The organism is Edwardsiella piscicida (assembly GCF_001896205.1).
Classification (GTDB): Bacteria; Pseudomonadota; Gammaproteobacteria; order Enterobacterales; family Enterobacteriaceae; genus Edwardsiella; species Edwardsiella piscicida.
In genome coordinates this window covers 299,174-316,695 of record NZ_MPNU01000001.1, presented here as the reverse complement: position 1 = coordinate 316,695, position 17,522 = coordinate 299,174, and the positions used below count along the sequence as shown (strand labels likewise).

Sequence of the window (17,522 nt, the reverse complement as noted above, 5' to 3'; positions counted from 1 at the left end):
GAGCATTTGGCTAACAAAAGAAAGCGGAAACCACAACAAGCGCGCAAACGCCTGCGCGGGCGGGAATAAATAAAAAAAAGGTGCGCCGCTGCGCACCAGTCATCAAGCCACATCCGTAACGCAGTACGGCGGGGCGCCTTTGCGCCCCGCCGCTTAACCCTTGCCTTTTACGCTGCGGATAAAGGTTTCCCGGGCCGTCGTCGACCCCAGTCGCTCCGCCTCATTCATCAGGCGCAGCGCTTTATCGATATCACCTTGGCGTACCGCGCTGCGGATGCTGCGATCGAAATAGGCAGCGGTGTCATCCAGCATCGGCGTCGCAGGGGCGGCGGCGACGGCCGCACTCGCCGGACTGCCGACCGCCACGTCGGCCGGCGTATCGCCACCCGGCAACAGCCCGCCGATCATCACATTGCCGCTTTGCCGTTCAACCCTGGCCTGAATGCTCAGCACCCCCTGTGACGCGTGCGCCGCCTGCGGATCGGGGATATCCGGCACCGCGTTACCGACGCCGGCGGCATAGGCCTTGGCGGGGTTAACCATGCGGGTCGTCGTGGCCAGATCCTGACGGGTCGTATAAATCAGCAGATAAATCTGCTGCTGACCCAGCACCGGCGTCAGCTTCAGCGTTCCCTCTAGCCGATCGCCGCTCATCACGCCGGGCTGGCGGTAGGTAAAGTAGCTGCCGGGGTAGTAGGCCGCCGGGCGCAGATGCTGATCGAGCACCAGCACATTGGGAACATACAGCCGTTTATTGTGCAGTCGGCTGCTTAAGGTTATCTCGAGCGAGCCCCGATTCGCCGGCAGAGCCAGCGCGGCGACGGCGCCCTGAATATCCCCCTGCGCCAGCGTCTGGCTGTCGGGGCCCAGGGTGATAGTGGTATCCACCGGCGGCGTCAGCGGCTGCCAGCGTAGCGCCTGCAGAGCGGTATGGCTCAGTTCTGGCGCGGCGGCCACATCCGTTGGAAGCAGCGTATCGGCGAACGCCTGCGGCGCGCTGCAGAGTGCACAGGCCAGCAGTACACCGCGGGAGAGACGGTTTAAGGCGGTTTTCATCATTATTATCCTTATTATCCTTCTTTCATACGGCACAGCCGGCGTCAGGCAAGGGACGCCGGCGTGCAATCCGGGCGGTGCAGGCACCGCCTCAGGCCCTTACCACCAGGCTTCCATCTGGGCGCCGAACGACCACCCTGGAACCCCCTCAGCGCGAATATCGCCCGGCTGAGTATTGACCTGGATACCGTCTTTATCGGTATTCCAGTTGTTCTTACCGTTCGCATAGGTGGCGAAGATACGGATAGCGGGGCGCGACCACACGCTGTCGCCCGCCTGCCACTGCTGCGCCAGCGTCAGCTTGTACAGCTCGTTGCGCGCGCCGGTTTTCTGCGATTTCACATTGTCATAGCCCGCTTCAAACAGGGTGCTCATCGTCGGCGTCCACTTGTACATCGGACGCACGCCGGCGGTATACCAGGTCGAACCGTTCTGAACATCGTGATCGACATCCTGATACATCGCGACATACATCAGGCCCCACTTATCGTTGAAGTCCATCGCACCGTGGTCGAGTACGCGGATCAGGTGACCGTCGTTGTTAACGCTAGAGCCGCTGGAGTGGCCCGCATTGTTGGTGTTGCTCATCGCGTCGGTCGCATACTGCACGACAAACTTGTTAAAGCCGCCCCACAGCGACTGGGTATGCTCGGCTGTGAACATGTAGCCATCTTTGGTCGCGCCCGGTGCCAGGTGATAACCGTCGTCCAGATTGGCGCGGCCATAGTCGAAACCCAACTCCAGCGAGCCGCCCGGGTTGGTCTGCAGCCCGGCCAGGCGGATGTCATACACATCGTTAGCCGTATTGCGGATATATTTCTCGTTGCTCTGATTCACAAAGTAGGAGTAAGAGCCGCCGGATTCGGTGTTACGGGTCACCGCCAGAGAGAGCTTACCGAAGCCGAGGTCGATATTTTCCAGACCGGCGCCCGGACCGGAGATATCCCAGTAGTAGAAGTCGATCATATGAACGTCATGACGCTGGTAGTAACGCTTACCGGCCCACAGGGTCGAGCCGGGCAGCCAGGTAATCACGTTCTTGCCCTGCACGTTGATCTCACGAAACGCCGGAGAGGTGGACTCCCAGTCGTTGGCCTGATCGATACCGTAGGCCACGTTGGTATCCAGGTAGAAGCTCTGATCGCCGCTCTTCCACAGCTCTTGGCCCAGCTTCAGTTCGGCGTAGGTATCACACTCATTGCCAAGACGGTATTTGGAACCGGCGCCATCAGCCTGAAAACACTTCTGATCGCCGCCCTTTGAGCTCCAGCCGATGCCGGAACGGGCGTAGCCGTGAAAGTCGACCGCCATGGCCTGAGCCGACAGCACGACGCTGGCAACGGCCAGCGCCAGCGGAAGTTTGCGCATATTCATCATCAATCTCCTGTTAGGGGTGCCTAACGGCGTTATTATTGCTTTTCAATGCGTTGTCACAGGGTAGGAGCTACACTCCCGGCTCCTGATACAACCGCTGACAGGCGCTGCCGTCCTCTCGAAACAGGTGGCAACGTTCCGCAGGCAGGCCGATGGCCAGCGTGGCGCCTTCATCGACCAACACCACGTCGTTCTGGCGGTACACCAGGTTTTGACGCAGGGCCGGGATTTGGATATGGATCTGGGTTTCGTTACCCAGCTGTTCGACAACCTGAACCTCGCCCGACAGCGTCACATCGGCCGCGGCGCTGGGCACCAGATGTTCGGGGCGGATCCCCAGCGACAGGTTGCTGCCGGGACGCAGTCCCTCTCCCGCCACCGGCAGCCAGATATGCTGGCCGTTGGGGAGCTCAACCCGTACGCGCTGCGGCTGCGCCTCGCTCACTTTGACCGGCAGGAAGTTCATTTTGGGGGAGCCGATAAAACCGGCGACAAACCGATCGGCGGGATAGTGATACAGCGCCAGCGGCTTACCAACCTGAGCAATGCGCCCGGCGTCCAGCACCACAATCTTGTCTGCCAGGGTCATCGCCTCAACCTGATCGTGGGTGACATAAATCATGGTGCGCTGCAGGCGCTTATGCAGGCGGGAGATCTCGATGCGCATCTGCACCCGCAGCGCGGCATCCAGGTTAGAGAGCGGCTCATCCAGCAGGAAGACATCCGGCTCCGCCACCAGGGTACGGCCAATGGCCACCCGCTGACGCTGGCCGCCGGAGAGCGCCTTGGGGCGCCTATCCAGCAGATGCGCCAGCTGCAGGATCTCCGCGACCTGATTCACCCGCCGCTGGATCTCCGCCTTGTTGACGCCGGCCAGCTTGAGGCCAAACGACATGTTGTCCGCGACCGACAGGTGCGGATACAGGGCGTAGGACTGAAACACCATGCCGATGCCGCGCTTCGCCGGCGGCACATCGTTCATCCGCACCCCGGCGATCTGCAGCTCGCCGGAGGTAATGTCCTCCAGGCCGGCGATCATGCGCAGCAGCGTCGATTTACCGCAGCCCGAGGGGCCAACGAACACCACAAACTCGCCATCCTCAATGTCCAGGTTAATATCCCGGGAGATCACGGCCTCACCGTACGCCTTATACACATTACGCAGTGATACGTTCGCCATGCGCCGCTCCTGTCCGTTGTCATGGGATGGCCGCAGCGCGCCGCAGAGGGCGGGGGAAAGGGCGCTGCGCCTCAATGAATGGACATGATAGTGCGCGAAAAACCCGCACCCGCGGATCATCCATCGGCGCTTTTTTGCTGGCGGAGGAGGCGGGAGGATAGCGCGCGCCGGATCGGGGCGAAGGACGCCGCGGCGGTGGAAGAATCGTGATCGTGGCTGCAAAATCGACCCAGAGATTTCGTGCCATTCACCACATATTGCCAAGTTGTGTTAAGCAGATCACAAGAAAGCCCCACAGGGCGTAGAGCGGGGGAGGATGAGAATCGGGCGGCTCTCGCGGACTATGACACAACATCGGCGCTCCTGCCCCCCGGTGACCGGCCGGAACACGGCGATAGCCCCATGAACGCAGCGTACGATACGCGGCCATCGACCCCCGACCCGCGTTCGTAAACTCCCCCGACAGGACTACAAGGACTGCACTATGACAAAGACATCCGCTATAAAAACCATCGCTCTTAGCGCACTGGCCGCACTGGTCATCTCTGCGCCGGCGCTGGCCAAGATCGAAGAGGGTAAACTGGTCATCTGGATCAACGGTGACAAGGGGTATAACGGTCTGGCGGACGTGGGTAAGAAGTTCGAGCAGGAGACCGGTATCAAGGTCACCGTAGAGCACCCGGACAAGCTGGAGGAGAAATTCCCCCAGGTTGCGGCCACCGGTGACGGACCAGACATTATCTTCTGGGCCCATGACCGCTTTGGCGGCTATGCCCAGTCCGGCCTGCTGGCCGAAATCCATCCGTCCAAAGCGTTTCAGGAGAAGCTCTACCCCTTTACCTGGGACGCCGTGCGCTACAACGGCAAGCTGATCGCCTACCCCATCGCCGTCGAGGCACTGTCGCTGATTTATAACAAAGACCTGCTGCCCAACCCGCCCAAGAGCTGGGAAGAAATCCCGGCGCTGGACAGCAAGCTGCGCGCCCAGGGCAAGAGCGCCATCATGTGGAACCTGCAGGAGCCCTACTTCACCTGGCCGCTGATCGCCGCCGACGGTGGCTACGCTTTCAAGTATGCCAACGGCCGCTACGAGACCAATAACGTCGGCGTCGACAACGCCGGATCGCGCGCCGGTCTGCAGTTCCTGGTCGATATGGTGAAAAACAAGCATATCAACGCCGATACCGACTACTCCATCGCCGAGGCGGCCTTTAACAAAGGGCAGACCGCCATGACCATCAACGGCCCCTGGGCCTGGTCCAATATCGACAAGAGCGGCATCAACTACGGCATCACCCTGCTGCCGACCTTCAAGGGTCATCCTTCCAAGCCCTTCGTCGGCGTGCTGAGCGCGGGGATCAACGCGGCCAGCCCGAACAAAGAGCTGGCGACCGAGTTCATTGAGAACTACCTGCTGACCGACAGCGGCCTGGCGATGGTCAACCAAGACAAGCCGCTGGGCGCCGTGGCGCTGAAGTCGTATCAGGAGATCCTGGAGAAGGATCCGCGCATCGCCGCCACCATGCAGAACTCGCAAAACGGTGAGATCATGCCGAATATCCCGCAGATGAGCGCCTTCTGGTACGCCGAGCGCGCCGCGATCATCAACGCGATCAACGGCCGTCAGAGCGTGACGCAGGCGTTGGAAAGCGCCAAGGAGCGGATCCTCAAAAAATAATCTCCGGCTGACCCGCCGCCTGCCCGTCTGTTCCCCCGCAGACGGACGCGGCGGGCTCATCACCGTATTAACCTGATGCCAACCGCGCCCGAACGGCGCGCCGTCACCGGTGTGGCAAGTAAAACGAGGGCGTGTCCATGTCACTATCTCAAACTGAATATCCGGCCAGCGAGCCGCGCCGGCTCTGCCCGCGCACCGGGCTAAAATGGCTGGCGGTCGGCCTGCTGACGCTGCTGACCGGCTATCTGACTATCGTCATGTATGCCCAAGGCGAATACCTATTCGCGATGCTAACCCTGATCCTGCTGGGGGGCGGACTGTATATCTTCGCCAATCGGCGCGCCTACGCTTGGCGCTATGTCTATCCGGGGCTGGCCGGCATGGGGCTGTTCGTCCTGTTTCCGCTGATCTGCACCATCGCCATCGCCTTTACCAACTACAGCAGCACCAACCAGCTCAGCCAGGAGCGCGCCCAGTCGGTCCTGCTGCAGCGCATGTTCACCAGCGGCCAGACCTACGCGTTCAGCCTGTATCCAGACGGCGACCAGTGGCGCCTGCAGCTCACCGATGCCCAGAACGGTCAACGCTACCTTTCCGGCCCCTTTACGCTGAGCCAGTCCGACCTACAGATTTCGATGGCGCCGGCAGACGGCGCGCCACAGGGCAGCGCTGCCACGCTGCGCACCGTGACCCAGCACCGGCAGACGCTGAACAGCCTGGTCGCCCTGCTGCCCGACGGCGCCGCGCTGCGCATGAGCTCGCTGCGCCAGTTTGCCGCCAGCCGCCCGCTCTACACCCTGGGCGACGATGGCCGCACCCTGACGGACAACCAAAGCGGCATCGCCTACCGCCCCAATATGCAAAGCGGCTTCTATCAGGCGGTCAACGCCGACGGCAACTGGCGCAGCGAGCGCCTGAGCCCGGGGTTTACCGTGACCACCGGCTGGAAAAACTTTCTACGGGTGCTCGACGATGAAGGAATCCGCCAGCCCTTCATCAGCATCTTTATCTGGACCCTCGTCTTCTCGGTGCTGACCGTCATCTTCACCGTGGCCGTCGGGATGGTGCTGGCCTGCGTGGTACAGTGGGAGGCGCTGCGCGGACGCGCCGCCTATCGGGTGCTGCTGATCTTGCCCTATGCGGTGCCGGCGTTTATCTCCATCCTGATCTTCAAGGGGCTGTTCAACCAGAGCTTCGGCGAGATCAACATGATGCTCAGCCAGCTGTTCGGCATTCGCCCGGCCTGGTTCAGCGATCCGCTCACCGCCAAGTGCATGATCCTGATCGTCAACACCTGGCTCGGCTATCCCTACATGATGATCCTGTGCATGGGGCTGCTGAAGGCGATCCCCGAGGATCTGTATGAGGCCTCGGCCATGGACGGCGCCGGGCCGCTGCAAAACTTCTTCCGGATTACGCTGCCGATGCTGATCAAGCCGCTGACGCCGCTGATGATCGCCAGCTTCGCCTTCAACTTTAATAACTTTGTGCTGATCCAGCTGTTAACCAACGGGGGGCCGGATATGCTGGGAACCTCGACGCCGGCCGGCTATACCGACCTGCTGGTCAGCTATACCTACCGCATCGCCTTCGAGGGCGGCGGCGGACAAGACTTTGGCCTGGCTGCCGCCATCGCGACCCTGATCTTCCTGCTGGTCGGGGCGCTGGCGATCCTCAATCTGAAAGCCAGCAAAATGAATTTTGACTAAGGAGACGCCTGACTATGGCCATGGTTCAACCCCAATCCCTGCGCTATCGCCTATGGCTCACCCATTTGCTGATGATTCTGTTTATCGCGCTGATCATGTTCCCCCTGCTGATGGTGATCGCCATTTCGCTGCGCGCCGGCAACTTTGCCACCGGTAGCCTGATCCCGGACCAGATCTCCTGGGAGCACTGGAAGCTGGCGCTGGGCATCAGCGTGACGGCGCCGGACGGCCGCGTGACCCCGCCGCCGTTTCCCGTGCTGCTGTGGCTGTGGAACTCGATCAAGGTCGCTGTCACCACCGCGCTGGGTATCCTGACGCTCTCCACCACCTGCGCCTATGCCTTCGCCCGCATGCGATTCCGCGGCAAATCCTCGCTGCTGAAAGGGATGCTGATTTTCCAGATGTTCCCGGCGGTACTGTCGCTGGTCGCGCTGTATGCCCTGTTCGATCGGATCGGCCAGTATGTGCCGTTCCTTGGCCTGAATACCCTGGGGGGCGTCATCTTCGCCTATATGGGCGGTATCGCCCTGCACGTTTGGACCATCAAGGGCTACTTTGAAACCATCGACGGCTCGCTGGAGGAGGCGGCGGCGCTGGATGGCGCCACGCCGTGGCAGGCGTTCCGACTGGTACTGCTGCCGCTTTCCGTACCGATACTGGCGGTGGTGTTCATCCTCTCCTTTATCGCCGCCATCACCGAGGTGCCGGTCGCCTCGCTGCTGCTGCGCGACGTCAACACCTATACGCTGGCGGTCGGCATGCAGCAGTATCTCAATCCGCAGAACTACCTGTGGGGGGATTTTGCCGCGGCGGCGGTGCTGTCGGCGATGCCGATAACCGCCGTCTTCCTGCTGGCGCAGCGTTGGCTGGTGGGCGGTCTGACCGCCGGCGGCGTGAAAGGCTAGTTTATGCGTTACCCTTAAAAAAGCAGTAACCTGTGTGCGTAACTGGCGGCCTACGGGCCGCCCTTTTTATGTCCGTATCCTGCGGCGTCTATTCGCGCTTCAGGCGATCGGTGTTAGCCAGGTACAGCGCGATCACCAGTACCAGAATGGCGAACGAATAGATCAGCGTATCGTTGGGGCTTTCGTGATCGACGATAATCAACCGGATGATCGCCGTGATGCCGATGTAGATAAAGTAGCGCAGCGGGAAGTGATAGCCTGATTGAAAATATTTAACAATCAATGCAATAAACTCGAAATACAGAAAATAGATCACGATCCCTTCCACCAGCATATAGGTCGACGCATTCTGGTTGGCGTCAAACAGCACCCCGGCCAGCGTGAACGTCTCCTTCGCCAGAAAAATCACCAGAATCGCCGCCAGCGCCATCAGGCCGATGTTCAGTATCCACTGCAATACCGTGGCGACACGGTTTGCGCGCTCGGTTCCCGGCATAAAGTAACTCCTTGCGTAATAGCTTTATAATGTGAGCTAGTTAACAATATTGCCGTTTTGCCGTCTATCCCCCGGCGCCAAAAAACCGCCGACGTCGCATGCGGCGCGGCGAGCGTCACACAAATTTGGCGCCGGCGGCGACAAGGGCAGATAATTAGCATAATCCGCCAGGATCAACACACCCTCCGCCGCCGCGCGGTGGCAAGAAAGGGCTCGACTGGGATACCCACACAATGCATATACTCCGACACTATACGTTTACCCTCTGCCTGCTACTGGGCATTATCCTCGGCGGGCTGGCCGGCATCCTGTTTGGCGAACGGGCGACCCTAGTTCAACCCATCGGCGAACTGTTCCTGAACCTGATGTTCGTAGTGATCGTTCCGCTGGTGTTCCTCAGCATCGCCTCCTCTATCGCCGACATGCGGCAGATGTCGCGCCTGGGCAAAATCATGGGAACGGTCTTCTCGGTCTTTATCGCCACCGCCCTGTTCGCCGCACTGATCGGCTTTGTCGCCACCCACCTGTTTAATCCGTTCCACAACGTGGATACCCAATCGCTGATAGCCCACCTGCCTCCGGCGCCGCAGGAGCAGAGCAAAGGGCTGGGCGAGGTGATCGTCTCCACCTTCACCGTACCCGATTTTCTACAGCTGTTTACCAAGTCCAACCTGCTGCCGCTGATCGTCTTCTCTATCCTGTTCGGCCTGGCCACGGCCTTCAGCGGTGAGCAGGGCCGTCCCGTCGCCCAGTTTCTCAGCGCCGGAACCACGGTGATCCTGAGGATGGTCAAGATCATTATGTACGCGGCGCCGCTGGGGCTGGGCTGCTACTTTGCCGCCACGGTCGGCGCGCTGGGGCCGCAAATCATCCACGGCTATCTGAATGCCTTCTTGCTGTACGTGGTGCTGACGGTGATCTACTTCTTCGGTGCCAATACGCTGTACGCCTTTATCGCCGGAGGGCGCCCCGCCGTCCGTCTCTTCTGGGGCAACGTATTTACACCGGCCATCACCGCCATCGCCACCGCTTCCAGCGCCGCCTGCATTCCGGTCAACCTGGTGGCCAGCAAGAAGATGGGCGTACCGGCGGATATCGCCGAGACGGTGATCCCGCTGGGTGCCAACACCCATAAGGACGGCTCGGTTATCGGCGGCATCATCAAGATCGTCTTTCTGTTCACGCTGTTCGGCCGCGACATGAGCGATCCGATGAGCATCGCGGCCATCATCAGCGTGGCGTTCCTGGTCGGCGCCGTCATGGGGGCTATTCCCAGCGGCGGCATGACCGGCGAACTGATGATCTGCGCCGTGTTCGGCTTTTCGCCGGAGTTGGTCGGCACCATCATGATCATCAGCACCATCATCGATATTCCGGCCACCCTACTGAACTCCACCGGCAATACGGTCTGCGCCATGCTGGTCACCCGCTTTGTTGAGGGTAAGGCGTGGCTACAGCGCCGATGGGAAACGGCGGAGTAACGCCGGCGCCAGACGTAAAAAAACCCGGACAAGTCCGGGTTTTTCTTTGGCTGCGCGTCGTTATGCCCGCCAGGCCTTGAAACGGTTGATCAGGGCATTGGTCGAACTATCGTGGCTGCGTACCGGCTGCGCATCCTCCAGCTCCGGCAGGATACGGTTAGCCAGCTGTTTACCCAGCTCAACCCCCCACTGATCGAAGGAGAAGATGTTCAGAATGGCGCCCTGGGTGAAGATCTTATGCTCATACAGCGCAATCAGCATCCCCAGGCTGTACGGCGTGATTTCACGCAGCAGGATGGAGTTGGTCGGGCGGTTCCCCTCAAACACCTTAAACGGCACGATATGCTGCACCTCTGCCGCGCTCTTGCCCGCCTTGGCAAACTCCTCTTCGACCGCCTCACGGGATTTACCGAACGCCAGCGCCTCGGTCTGGGCAAAGAAGTTGGACAGCAGCTTGCTGTGATGATCGCCCAGCGGGTTATGGCTGATGGCCGGCGCGATAAAGTCGCAGGGAATCAGCTTAGTGCCCTGGTGGATCAGCTGATAGAACGCGTGCTGGCCGTTGGTGCCCGGCTCGCCCCAGATGATGGGGCCGGTCTGGTAATCCACGGCCTGACCGTTGCGATCGACATATTTCCCGTTCGACTCCATATTGCCCTGCTGGAAATAGGCCGGGAAGCGGTGCATATACTGATCGTAGGGCAGAATGGCTTCGGTTTCGGCACCGAAGAAGTTGTTATACCAGATGCCGATCAGCGCCAGCAGTACCGGTAGGTTCTGCTGCAGCGGCGCGCTGGCAAAGTGGCGGTCCATGGCGTGGGCGCCGGCCAGCAGCTGCTCAAAGTTATCGTAGCCGATGCTCAGAGCGATAGAGAGCCCGATGGCTGACCACAGGCTGTAGCGGCCGCCGACCCAGTCCCAGAACTCAAACATGTTGGCGGTATCGATACCGAACGCCGCCACCGCCTGCGCATTGGTGGAGAGCGCGGCAAAATGCTTGGCCACGTGGCGCTCATCGCCGGCCGCCTGCAGGAACCAATCGCGAGCGCTGTGGGCATTGGTCATGGTCTCCTGGGTGGTGAAGGTCTTCGAGGCCACCAGGAACAGGGTCGTCTCCGGGTTCAGGCGCTGCAGCGTCTCGGCGATGTGCGTGCCGTCGACGTTGGAGACAAAGTGCATAGCCAGGTGATTTTTGTAAGGGCGCAGCGCCTCGGTCACCATGTAAGGGCCGAGATCGGAGCCGCCGATACCAATATTCACCACGTCGGTAATCGTCTTACCGGTGTAACCCCGCCACTCGCCGTCGATCACCCGCGCACAGAACTGCTTCATCTTAGCCAGTACGGCGTTAACCTCCGGCATCACGTCTTTACCGTCGACGTAGATCGGCGTATTGCTACGGTTGCGCAGTGCGATGTGCAGCACGGCGCGATCCTCGGTACGGTTGATTTTTTCACCGGCGAACATGGCGGCGATAGCGCCCTGCAGATCGGTTTCACGGGCCAGCGCCTGCAGCTTTTCCAGGGTCTCTGCGTTAATCCGGTTCTTGGAGTAATCGACCAGCATCTGATCGTCGAAGGTAGCAGAGAACTTAGAGAAACGGTCGGCATCCGCGGCGAACAGATCGCGCATCTGCACGGACTTCATCTGCTCGAAATGCTGCTGCAGCGCTTGCCAGGCAGCAGTACGGGTCGGGTTGATATTTTTCATAGCGACGCCTTATGCTTGAGTAACGGTCGGTGGTTTCCGAGGCGCCGTTCAGCGGCTGAACGCGCCCCGCACATTCCGGATAATCGCCGCTCCCGGGAACGACAGGGATGACGGCATAGGGTACCGGTTCATCTTTTCCTACGTGCGTTAAATTGTATCCATTTCACGCCGTGTTGCGATCCCTTTTATTGCGATCGACTAAAACTCTCACCCCTGATACTGCCTGATACTGACTCCATTCAGCAACCTTTGTTTCCCGCGCGGAAAATCACGGCGTCATCCGCGAGAGTCCGCGGGTGTGAACGGTCGGAACGCCAAGAGGCGGCGGTGATTTTTTAGGCGGCAACATTAGCGAATACGATGTCTATACGCCGCGATCCCGCGCGACCTAATTACCAAGTGATTATTTTTATTTCATATATTTCAATGCGATAAAAACAATAATCAGTAACGGTAATACTGCGCGGGTCAAATTGAAAATCACTCATCCCAATGCCATTGACACACCCGGCATAAGCCGTTATTTCTAAAAATGCCCTGTACATCCCGTGTACAGGCCCGTCTGCGCAAATCGTGGCGGCACGCCGCCCCCGGCATCGCCCTTCAGCAACGCGGCCCCGGATCGCCGGGCCAGCGCGCAGCGGCCTTCTGGGCACCCCCTTGGGCTGTCACCTCGTCCCCCTGCCTCGGTGGAAGGAACGGTAAGGTGGAGTACCTGCGGAGCGCGCATACGCCGCCCCGTACCGTTTAGCGCGCGCCCGGCGCCGGGCTAATGGACTGACCCGCCGGACAACACGGACACCGGCTCCTGACACGAGGCATCATATGCAACAGACAATCATTGCAAAGTTTGGCGGCACCAGCGTAGCCGACGCCGACGCCATGCTGCGCTGCGCTGACATCATTCTCTCCAATCCCGCCGTACGCATGGTGGTGCTTTCCGCCGCCGCGGGCGTCACCAACCACCTCATCGCGCTGGCCGAGGGGCAAGAGGCCGCGGAACGGCTGCGCCTGATAGGCGAGGTTCGCCGAATTCACGATGCGATCCTGGCGGCGCTCCCCGACGACGCCGTGGTACGCAGTGAAATTGAACGCATGCTGGAAAATATCGCCATGCTGGCCGAAGCCGCGGCGCTGGCCACCTCTGCGGCGCTGACCGATGAGCTGGTCAGCCACGGCGAACTGATGTCGACGCTGCTGTTCAGCGAGCTGCTGCGCGTCCGCGGCGTCAGCGTGGAGTGGTTTGATATCCGCAGGATCATGCGCACCGATGACCGCTTTGGCAAAGCCGAGCCGGATCGGGAGCAGCTGCAGGCGCTGGCGCAGCAGTCTCTGGCGCCGCGCCTGACCACGCACCTGATCATTACCCAGGGGTTTATCGGCAGCGAGCGCAAAGGTCGCACCACGACCCTGGGACGGGGCGGCAGCGACTACACCGCCGCCCTGCTGGCCGAGGCGCTGGACGCGGCGCGCGTCGATATCTGGACCGATGTGCCGGGGATCTATACCACCGATCCGCGCATCGTCCCCGCCGCCCGGCGCATCGATGAGATCGCCTTTTCCGAGGCGGCCGAAATGGCGACCTTCGGCGCGAAGGTGCTGCACCCGGCCACCCTGCTGCCGGCGGTACGCAGCGATATCCCGGTCTTCGTCGGCTCCAGCCGCGATCCCGGCGCCGGCGGCACCCTGGTATGCAACAAAAGTGCGCAGCCGCCGCTGTTCCGCGCGCTGGCGCTGCGGCGCAGCCAAACGCTGCTGACGCTGCACAGCCTGAATATGCTGCACGCCCGCGGCTTTCTGGCCGAGGTGTTCGGTATTCTGGCCCGCCACCGCATCTCCGTGGATCTGATCACCACCTCAGAGGTCAGTATCGCGCTAACGCTGGATACCACCGGCTCTTGCACCGGCGGCGCCAGCCTGCTGACCAGCGCCCTGCTGACCGAGCTTTCCGCCCAGTGCCGGGTAGAGGTTGAAGAGGATTTGGCGCTGGTGGCGCTGATCGGTAACCAGCTCAGCAGCGCCTGCGGCGTGGGTCGCCAGGTATTCGGCGCGATGGAGCCGTTCAATATCCGCATGATCTGCTACGGTGCCAGCAGCCATAACCTGTGCTTCCTGGTGCCGGGCAACGACGCCGATGCGGTGGTGCGCACCCTGCACGCGCGGCTGTTCGAATAGCCCGGCGGGGCGGTCATCCGGCCCTCTTGGGCCGGATACGCGAGAGCTCACGCCACCTCATAGCCCAGATTGGGCGCTAGCCAACGCTCGGCCTCCGCCAGCGTCATCCCTTTACGCGCGGCATAGTCCGCCACCTGATCGCGCTGCACGCGCGCGACGGCAAAGTACTTGCTGTGAGGGTGGCTGAAGTACCAGCCGGACACCGAGGCGCCCGGCCACATCGCGTAAGACTCCGTCAGCCGCATGCCGGTGTGGCGTTCGACGTCTAAAAGACGCCACAGCGTGGCCTTTTCACTGTGCTCCGGACAGGCCGGATAGCCCGGCGCCGGGCGAATGCCGCGATAGTTTTCGCGGATCAGCTGCTCGTTGTCCAGCGCCTCATCGGCGGCATAGCCCCAGTGCACTTTGCGCACCTGCTGATGCAGGTATTCGGCAAAGGCCTCCGCCAGACGATCCGCTAACGCCTTCACCATGATTTTATGGTAGTCATCGTGCTGCGCATCAAAGGCCTGCGCCAGCGCCTCCTCCTCCAGCCCGCCGGTCACGGCAAAGGCGCCGATATAGTCAGCGATCCCCTCATCCGCGGCGGCGACAAAGTCAGCCAGGCAGTAGTTGGGCCCCGCGCGTTTATCGCTCTGCTGGCGCAGATGGTGGCTGACGGCCAGCACCTCGCGGCGGCTCTCGTCGCGGTAAATCAGCACATCGTCCCCCCGCCGGTTCGCCGCGAACAGGCCGAACACCCCGCGCGGCGTCAGACTACCGGACGCCTCCAGCCTATCCAGTAACCCATTGGCATCCGCGAGCAGGCGCCGCGCCTCCTCACCGACCACCTCATCCTGCAGGATCCGCGGGTATTTCCCGGCCAATGACCAGGTGAGGAAAAACGGCGTCCAGTCGATATAGTCGCGCAGACGCGCAATCCCCGGCTGCACCGTCTGTACCCCTAAGCGCTGCGGCACCGGCGGCGGACAGGCTGACCAGTCGGTGACGACGCCATTGGCGCGCGCCTGCGCCAGCGTCACCGGCGGCGTGCGCGGCGTCTGGCGACCATGCTGGGCACGAGCCGCCTCATACTCCCGGCGCGTCCGTTCGATAAACGGACCCCGCTGCGCCTCCGACAGGAGGGCGGCCACCACGCCGACGGTGCGCGACGCGTTCTGCACATAGACCGTCGGCCCGCCGTAGGCGGGCGCAATCTTCACCGCCGTATGCGCCTTGGAGGTCGTCGCCCCGCCGATCAGCAGCGGCAGCGTGAACCCCTGCCGCTCCATTTCGCTGGCCACGTTGACCATTTCATCCAGCGAGGGGGTGATCAGCCCCGACAGCCCGATGATATCGACCCGCTCCTCGCGCGCCACCCGCAGGATTCGCTCGGCGGGCACCATCACCCCCAGATCGATAATTTCATAGTTATTGCACTGCAGCACTACGCCGACGATATTCTTGCCGATATCGTGCACGTCGCCCTTCACCGTCGCCAGCAGCACCTTACCGGCGCTGCTGCCGCGCTGCTTGCTGGCCTCGATAAACGGAGACAGATAGGCCACCGCCTGCTTCATCACGCGCGCCGACTTCACCACCTGCGGCAGAAACATCTTACCGTCGCCAAACAGATCGCCGACCCGGTTCATCCCCGCCATCAGCGGCCCTTCGATCACCGCAATCGGCCTGTCGGCCTCCAGACGCGCCGCCTCGGTATCCTGCGCAATGAACTCGCCGATGCCCTTGACCAAGGCATACTCCAGGCGCTGGGCCACCGGCCAGCTGCGCCACTCGGCCTGCTGCGCCTCCGCCTGCGCGCTGCCCTGCGTGTCGCGGTAGCGCTCCGCCAGCGCCAGCAGGCGATCGGTGGCGTCGGGGCTCTGGTTCAGGATCACCGCCTCGGCCGCCGTACGCAGATCGTCCGGCAGGTCGTCATAGATAGCCAGCTGTCCGGCGTTAACGATCCCCATGTCCATGCCGTGGCGAATCGCGTGATACAGAAAGACCGCGTGGATCGCCTCTCGCACCGCCTCGTTACCGCGGAAGGAAAAAGAGACGTTCGACACCCCGCCGGAGATCAGGGCGTGGGGTAATTGCGCCTTAATCTCCGCGCAGGATGCGATAAAATCGACGGCATAGTTACTGTGCTCCTCAATGCCAGTGGCCACGGCAAAAATATTGGGGTCAAAGATGATGTCTTCAGGCGGGAAACCGATGCGCTCGGTCAGCAACTGATAGGCGCGACGGCAGATGGCCACCTTACGCTCTCGGGTATCCGCCTGCCCCTGCTCATCGAAGGCCATCACCACCAGCGCGGCGCCAAAGCGGCGAACCTGACGGGCGTGCTCCAGAAAGTTCGCCTCTCCCTCTTTAAGAGAGAGCGAGTTGACGATGCCTTTCCCCTGGATGCACTTCAGCCCCGCCTCGATCACCGACCAGCGGGAGGAGTCGATCATCAGGGGCACCCGGGCGATATCCGGCTCGCCGGCAATCAGGTTGAGGAAGCGGACCATCGCCGCCTCGGCATCCAGCATGCCCTCATCCATATTGATATCGATGATCTGCGCGCCGCTCGCCACCTGCTGACGTGCCACGTCCAGCGCCTCATCATATTTATTCTCTTTAATCAGTCGCTTAAATTTAGCAGAGCCGGTCACGTTGGTGCGTTCGCCCACGTTGACGAACAGACTCGTTTCATCGATCGTCAGCGGCTCCAGACCGGACAGACGGCAGGCCACCGGCAGCGTGGGAAGGGCGCGCGGTGTGATGCCCTGCACCGCCCGGCTGATGGCGGCAATGTGCTCCGGCGTGGTACCGCAGCAGCCGCCGACGATATTCAGGTAGCCCGCGCGGGCCCATTCGGCAATCTGCTGCGCCATCGCCTGCGGCGAGAGATCATACTCGCCAAAGGCATTGGGCAGCCCGGCGTTGGGGTGGGCGCTGACGTGGCACTCGGCGACCCGGGACAGCTCCGCCACGTACTGGCGCAGATCCTCCGGGCCCAGAGCGCAGTTCAGACCGAAAGAGAGCGGACGGGCGTGGCGCAGGGCGTTATAAAACGCCTCGGTCGTCTGCCCCGACAGGGTACGCCCGGAGGCATCGGTAATGGTGCCGGAGATCATCACCGGCAGCGTGACGCCCAGCGCGGCAAACTCGCACTCCAGCGCATAAACCGCCGCCTTGGCATTCAGGGTATCAAAGACGGTTTCGATCATCAGCAGATCGACGCCGCCCTCAATCAGCGCCCGCGCCGACTCGCAATAGGCCGCCACCAGCTGATCGAAAGTAATATTGCGACAGGCGGGATCGTTGACCTCCGGCGAGATCGACGCCGTACGGTTGGTCGGCCCCAGCACGCCCGCCACGAAGCGCGGCTGGTGCGGCGTGCGCGCCGTCCACTCGTCGGCACAGGCCCGCGCAAGGCAGGCGGCCCGATAATTTATCTCCGGCGCCAGCGCCTCCATGCGGTAGTCCGCCATGGCGATGCGCGTTGCGTTAAAGGTGTTGGTTTCCAGAATGTCGGCGCCCGCCTCCAGGTAGGCATAATGAATCGCGCTGATGATATCGGGGCGGGTCAGCGCCAGCAGATCGTTGTTTCCCTTCAGATCGCAGGGCCAATCGGCAAAGCGTTCGGCGCGGAAATCCTGTTCGCTCAGCCCGTAACGCTGGATCATGGTTCCCATGCCGCCATCCAACACCAAAATCCGTTTCTCCAGCCGGCGGCGCAACCGTTCAAGCGTCGTATTCACACTCACTCCTTGTCCCGTCATGTCGGC

Annotated in this window: 11 protein-coding genes; 5 read left to right on the top strand and 6 right to left on the bottom strand. The window is 61.7% G+C overall.

The genetic code is table 11. The features are described 5' to 3' along the window. Positions 1-153 precede the first annotated feature (153 nt). From malM to malK, 3 genes are all read right to left on the bottom strand, one after another. Entirely contained in the window at positions 154-1,056 is a 903-nt protein-coding gene (gene malM, locus BRD58_RS01385; protein ID WP_073381431.1) for a maltose operon protein MalM, read from the bottom strand. A gap of 99 nt (positions 1,057-1,155) precedes the next feature. After that, on the bottom strand, positions 1,156-2,436 hold the full coding sequence (locus BRD58_RS01380) for a maltoporin (RefSeq protein ID WP_015460724.1): 1,281 nt from the start codon (positions 2,434-2,436) through the stop codon (positions 1,156-1,158). A 64-nt stretch (positions 2,437-2,500) separates the two neighbouring features. Continuing rightward, the gene (malK, locus tag BRD58_RS01375) at positions 2,501-3,610 is read right to left on the bottom strand and encodes a maltose/maltodextrin ABC transporter ATP-binding protein MalK (protein WP_012847091.1); all 1,110 of its coding nucleotides are present in this window, start codon (positions 3,608-3,610) and stop codon (positions 2,501-2,503) included. 484 nt (positions 3,611-4,094) lie between these two features. Here malK and malE point away from each other — a divergent pair, with 484 nt between their 5' ends. The 3 genes from malE to malG all read left to right on the top strand — a co-directional run bounded on the left by malE (position 4,095) and on the right by malG (position 7,902). Next, positions 4,095-5,288: a maltose/maltodextrin ABC transporter substrate-binding protein MalE gene (gene malE / locus BRD58_RS01370; RefSeq protein WP_012847088.1), complete on the top strand. Its 1,194-nt coding sequence runs from the start codon at positions 4,095-4,097 to the stop codon at positions 5,286-5,288. Positions 5,289-5,425: 137 nt separating this feature from the next. Beyond that, positions 5,426-6,997 (top strand): maltose ABC transporter permease MalF, encoded by a 1,572-nt coding sequence (gene malF, locus BRD58_RS01365; RefSeq protein WP_012847087.1) that lies wholly within the window; start codon positions 5,426-5,428, stop codon positions 6,995-6,997. A gap of 14 nt (positions 6,998-7,011) precedes the next feature. After that, complete coding sequence (malG, locus tag BRD58_RS01360; protein WP_012847086.1) at positions 7,012-7,902, top strand: maltose ABC transporter permease MalG; 891 nt, start codon at positions 7,012-7,014, stop codon at positions 7,900-7,902. Positions 7,903-7,990: 88 nt separating this feature from the next. Here malG and psiE read toward each other — a convergent pair whose 3' ends face one another. Then, positions 7,991-8,398 (bottom strand): phosphate-starvation-inducible protein PsiE, encoded by a 408-nt coding sequence (gene psiE, locus BRD58_RS01355; RefSeq protein ID WP_012847085.1) that lies wholly within the window; start codon positions 8,396-8,398, stop codon positions 7,991-7,993. 233 nt (positions 8,399-8,631) lie between these two features. Between psiE and BRD58_RS01350 the strand changes: the two genes are divergently transcribed. Further along, entirely contained in the window at positions 8,632-9,879 is a 1,248-nt protein-coding gene (locus tag BRD58_RS01350) for a dicarboxylate/amino acid:cation symporter (RefSeq protein WP_073381428.1), read from the top strand. A gap of 60 nt (positions 9,880-9,939) precedes the next feature. On the opposite strand, the gene pgi is transcribed toward BRD58_RS01350, so the two are convergent. Next, positions 9,940-11,589 carry a glucose-6-phosphate isomerase gene (gene pgi, locus BRD58_RS01345; RefSeq protein ID WP_015460722.1) on the bottom strand — a complete coding sequence of 550 codons (1,650 nt, stop codon included), beginning with the start codon at positions 11,587-11,589 and terminating at the stop codon, positions 9,940-9,942. An 825-nt stretch (positions 11,590-12,414) separates the two neighbouring features. Here pgi and lysC point away from each other — a divergent pair. Further along, positions 12,415-13,764 (top strand): lysine-sensitive aspartokinase 3, encoded by a 1,350-nt coding sequence (lysC, locus tag BRD58_RS01335; RefSeq protein WP_073381425.1) that lies wholly within the window; start codon positions 12,415-12,417, stop codon positions 13,762-13,764. A 47-nt stretch (positions 13,765-13,811) separates the two neighbouring features. On the opposite strand, the gene metH is transcribed toward lysC, so the two are convergent. Next, positions 13,812-17,516: a methionine synthase gene (gene metH / locus BRD58_RS01330; RefSeq protein ID WP_073381422.1), complete on the bottom strand. Its 3,705-nt coding sequence runs from the start codon at positions 17,514-17,516 to the stop codon at positions 13,812-13,814. Between the last annotated feature and the right edge of the window lie 6 nt (positions 17,517-17,522).

Bases quoted from the DNA above. Each gene is read 5' to 3' on its own strand.
- malM (WP_073381431.1), bottom strand. From the start codon at position 1,056: ATGAAAACCGCCTTAAACCGTCTCTCCCGCGGTGTACTGCTGGCCTGT.
- malK (WP_012847091.1), bottom strand. From the start codon at position 3,610: ATGGCGAACGTATCACTGCGTAATGTGTATAAGGCGTACGGTGAGGCC.
- malE (WP_012847088.1), top strand. From the start codon at position 4,095: ATGACAAAGACATCCGCTATAAAAACCATCGCTCTTAGCGCACTGGCC.
- malF (WP_012847087.1), top strand. From the start codon at position 5,426: ATGTCACTATCTCAAACTGAATATCCGGCCAGCGAGCCGCGCCGGCTC.
- malG (WP_012847086.1), top strand. From the start codon at position 7,012: ATGGCCATGGTTCAACCCCAATCCCTGCGCTATCGCCTATGGCTCACC.
- psiE (WP_012847085.1), bottom strand. From the start codon at position 8,398: ATGCCGGGAACCGAGCGCGCAAACCGTGTCGCCACGGTATTGCAGTGG.
- BRD58_RS01350 (WP_073381428.1), top strand. From the start codon at position 8,632: ATGCATATACTCCGACACTATACGTTTACCCTCTGCCTGCTACTGGGC.
- pgi (WP_015460722.1), bottom strand. From the start codon at position 11,589: ATGAAAAATATCAACCCGACCCGTACTGCTGCCTGGCAAGCGCTGCAG.
- lysC (WP_073381425.1), top strand. From the start codon at position 12,415: ATGCAACAGACAATCATTGCAAAGTTTGGCGGCACCAGCGTAGCCGAC.
- metH (WP_073381422.1), bottom strand. From the start codon at position 17,516: ATGACGGGACAAGGAGTGAGTGTGAATACGACGCTTGAACGGTTGCGC.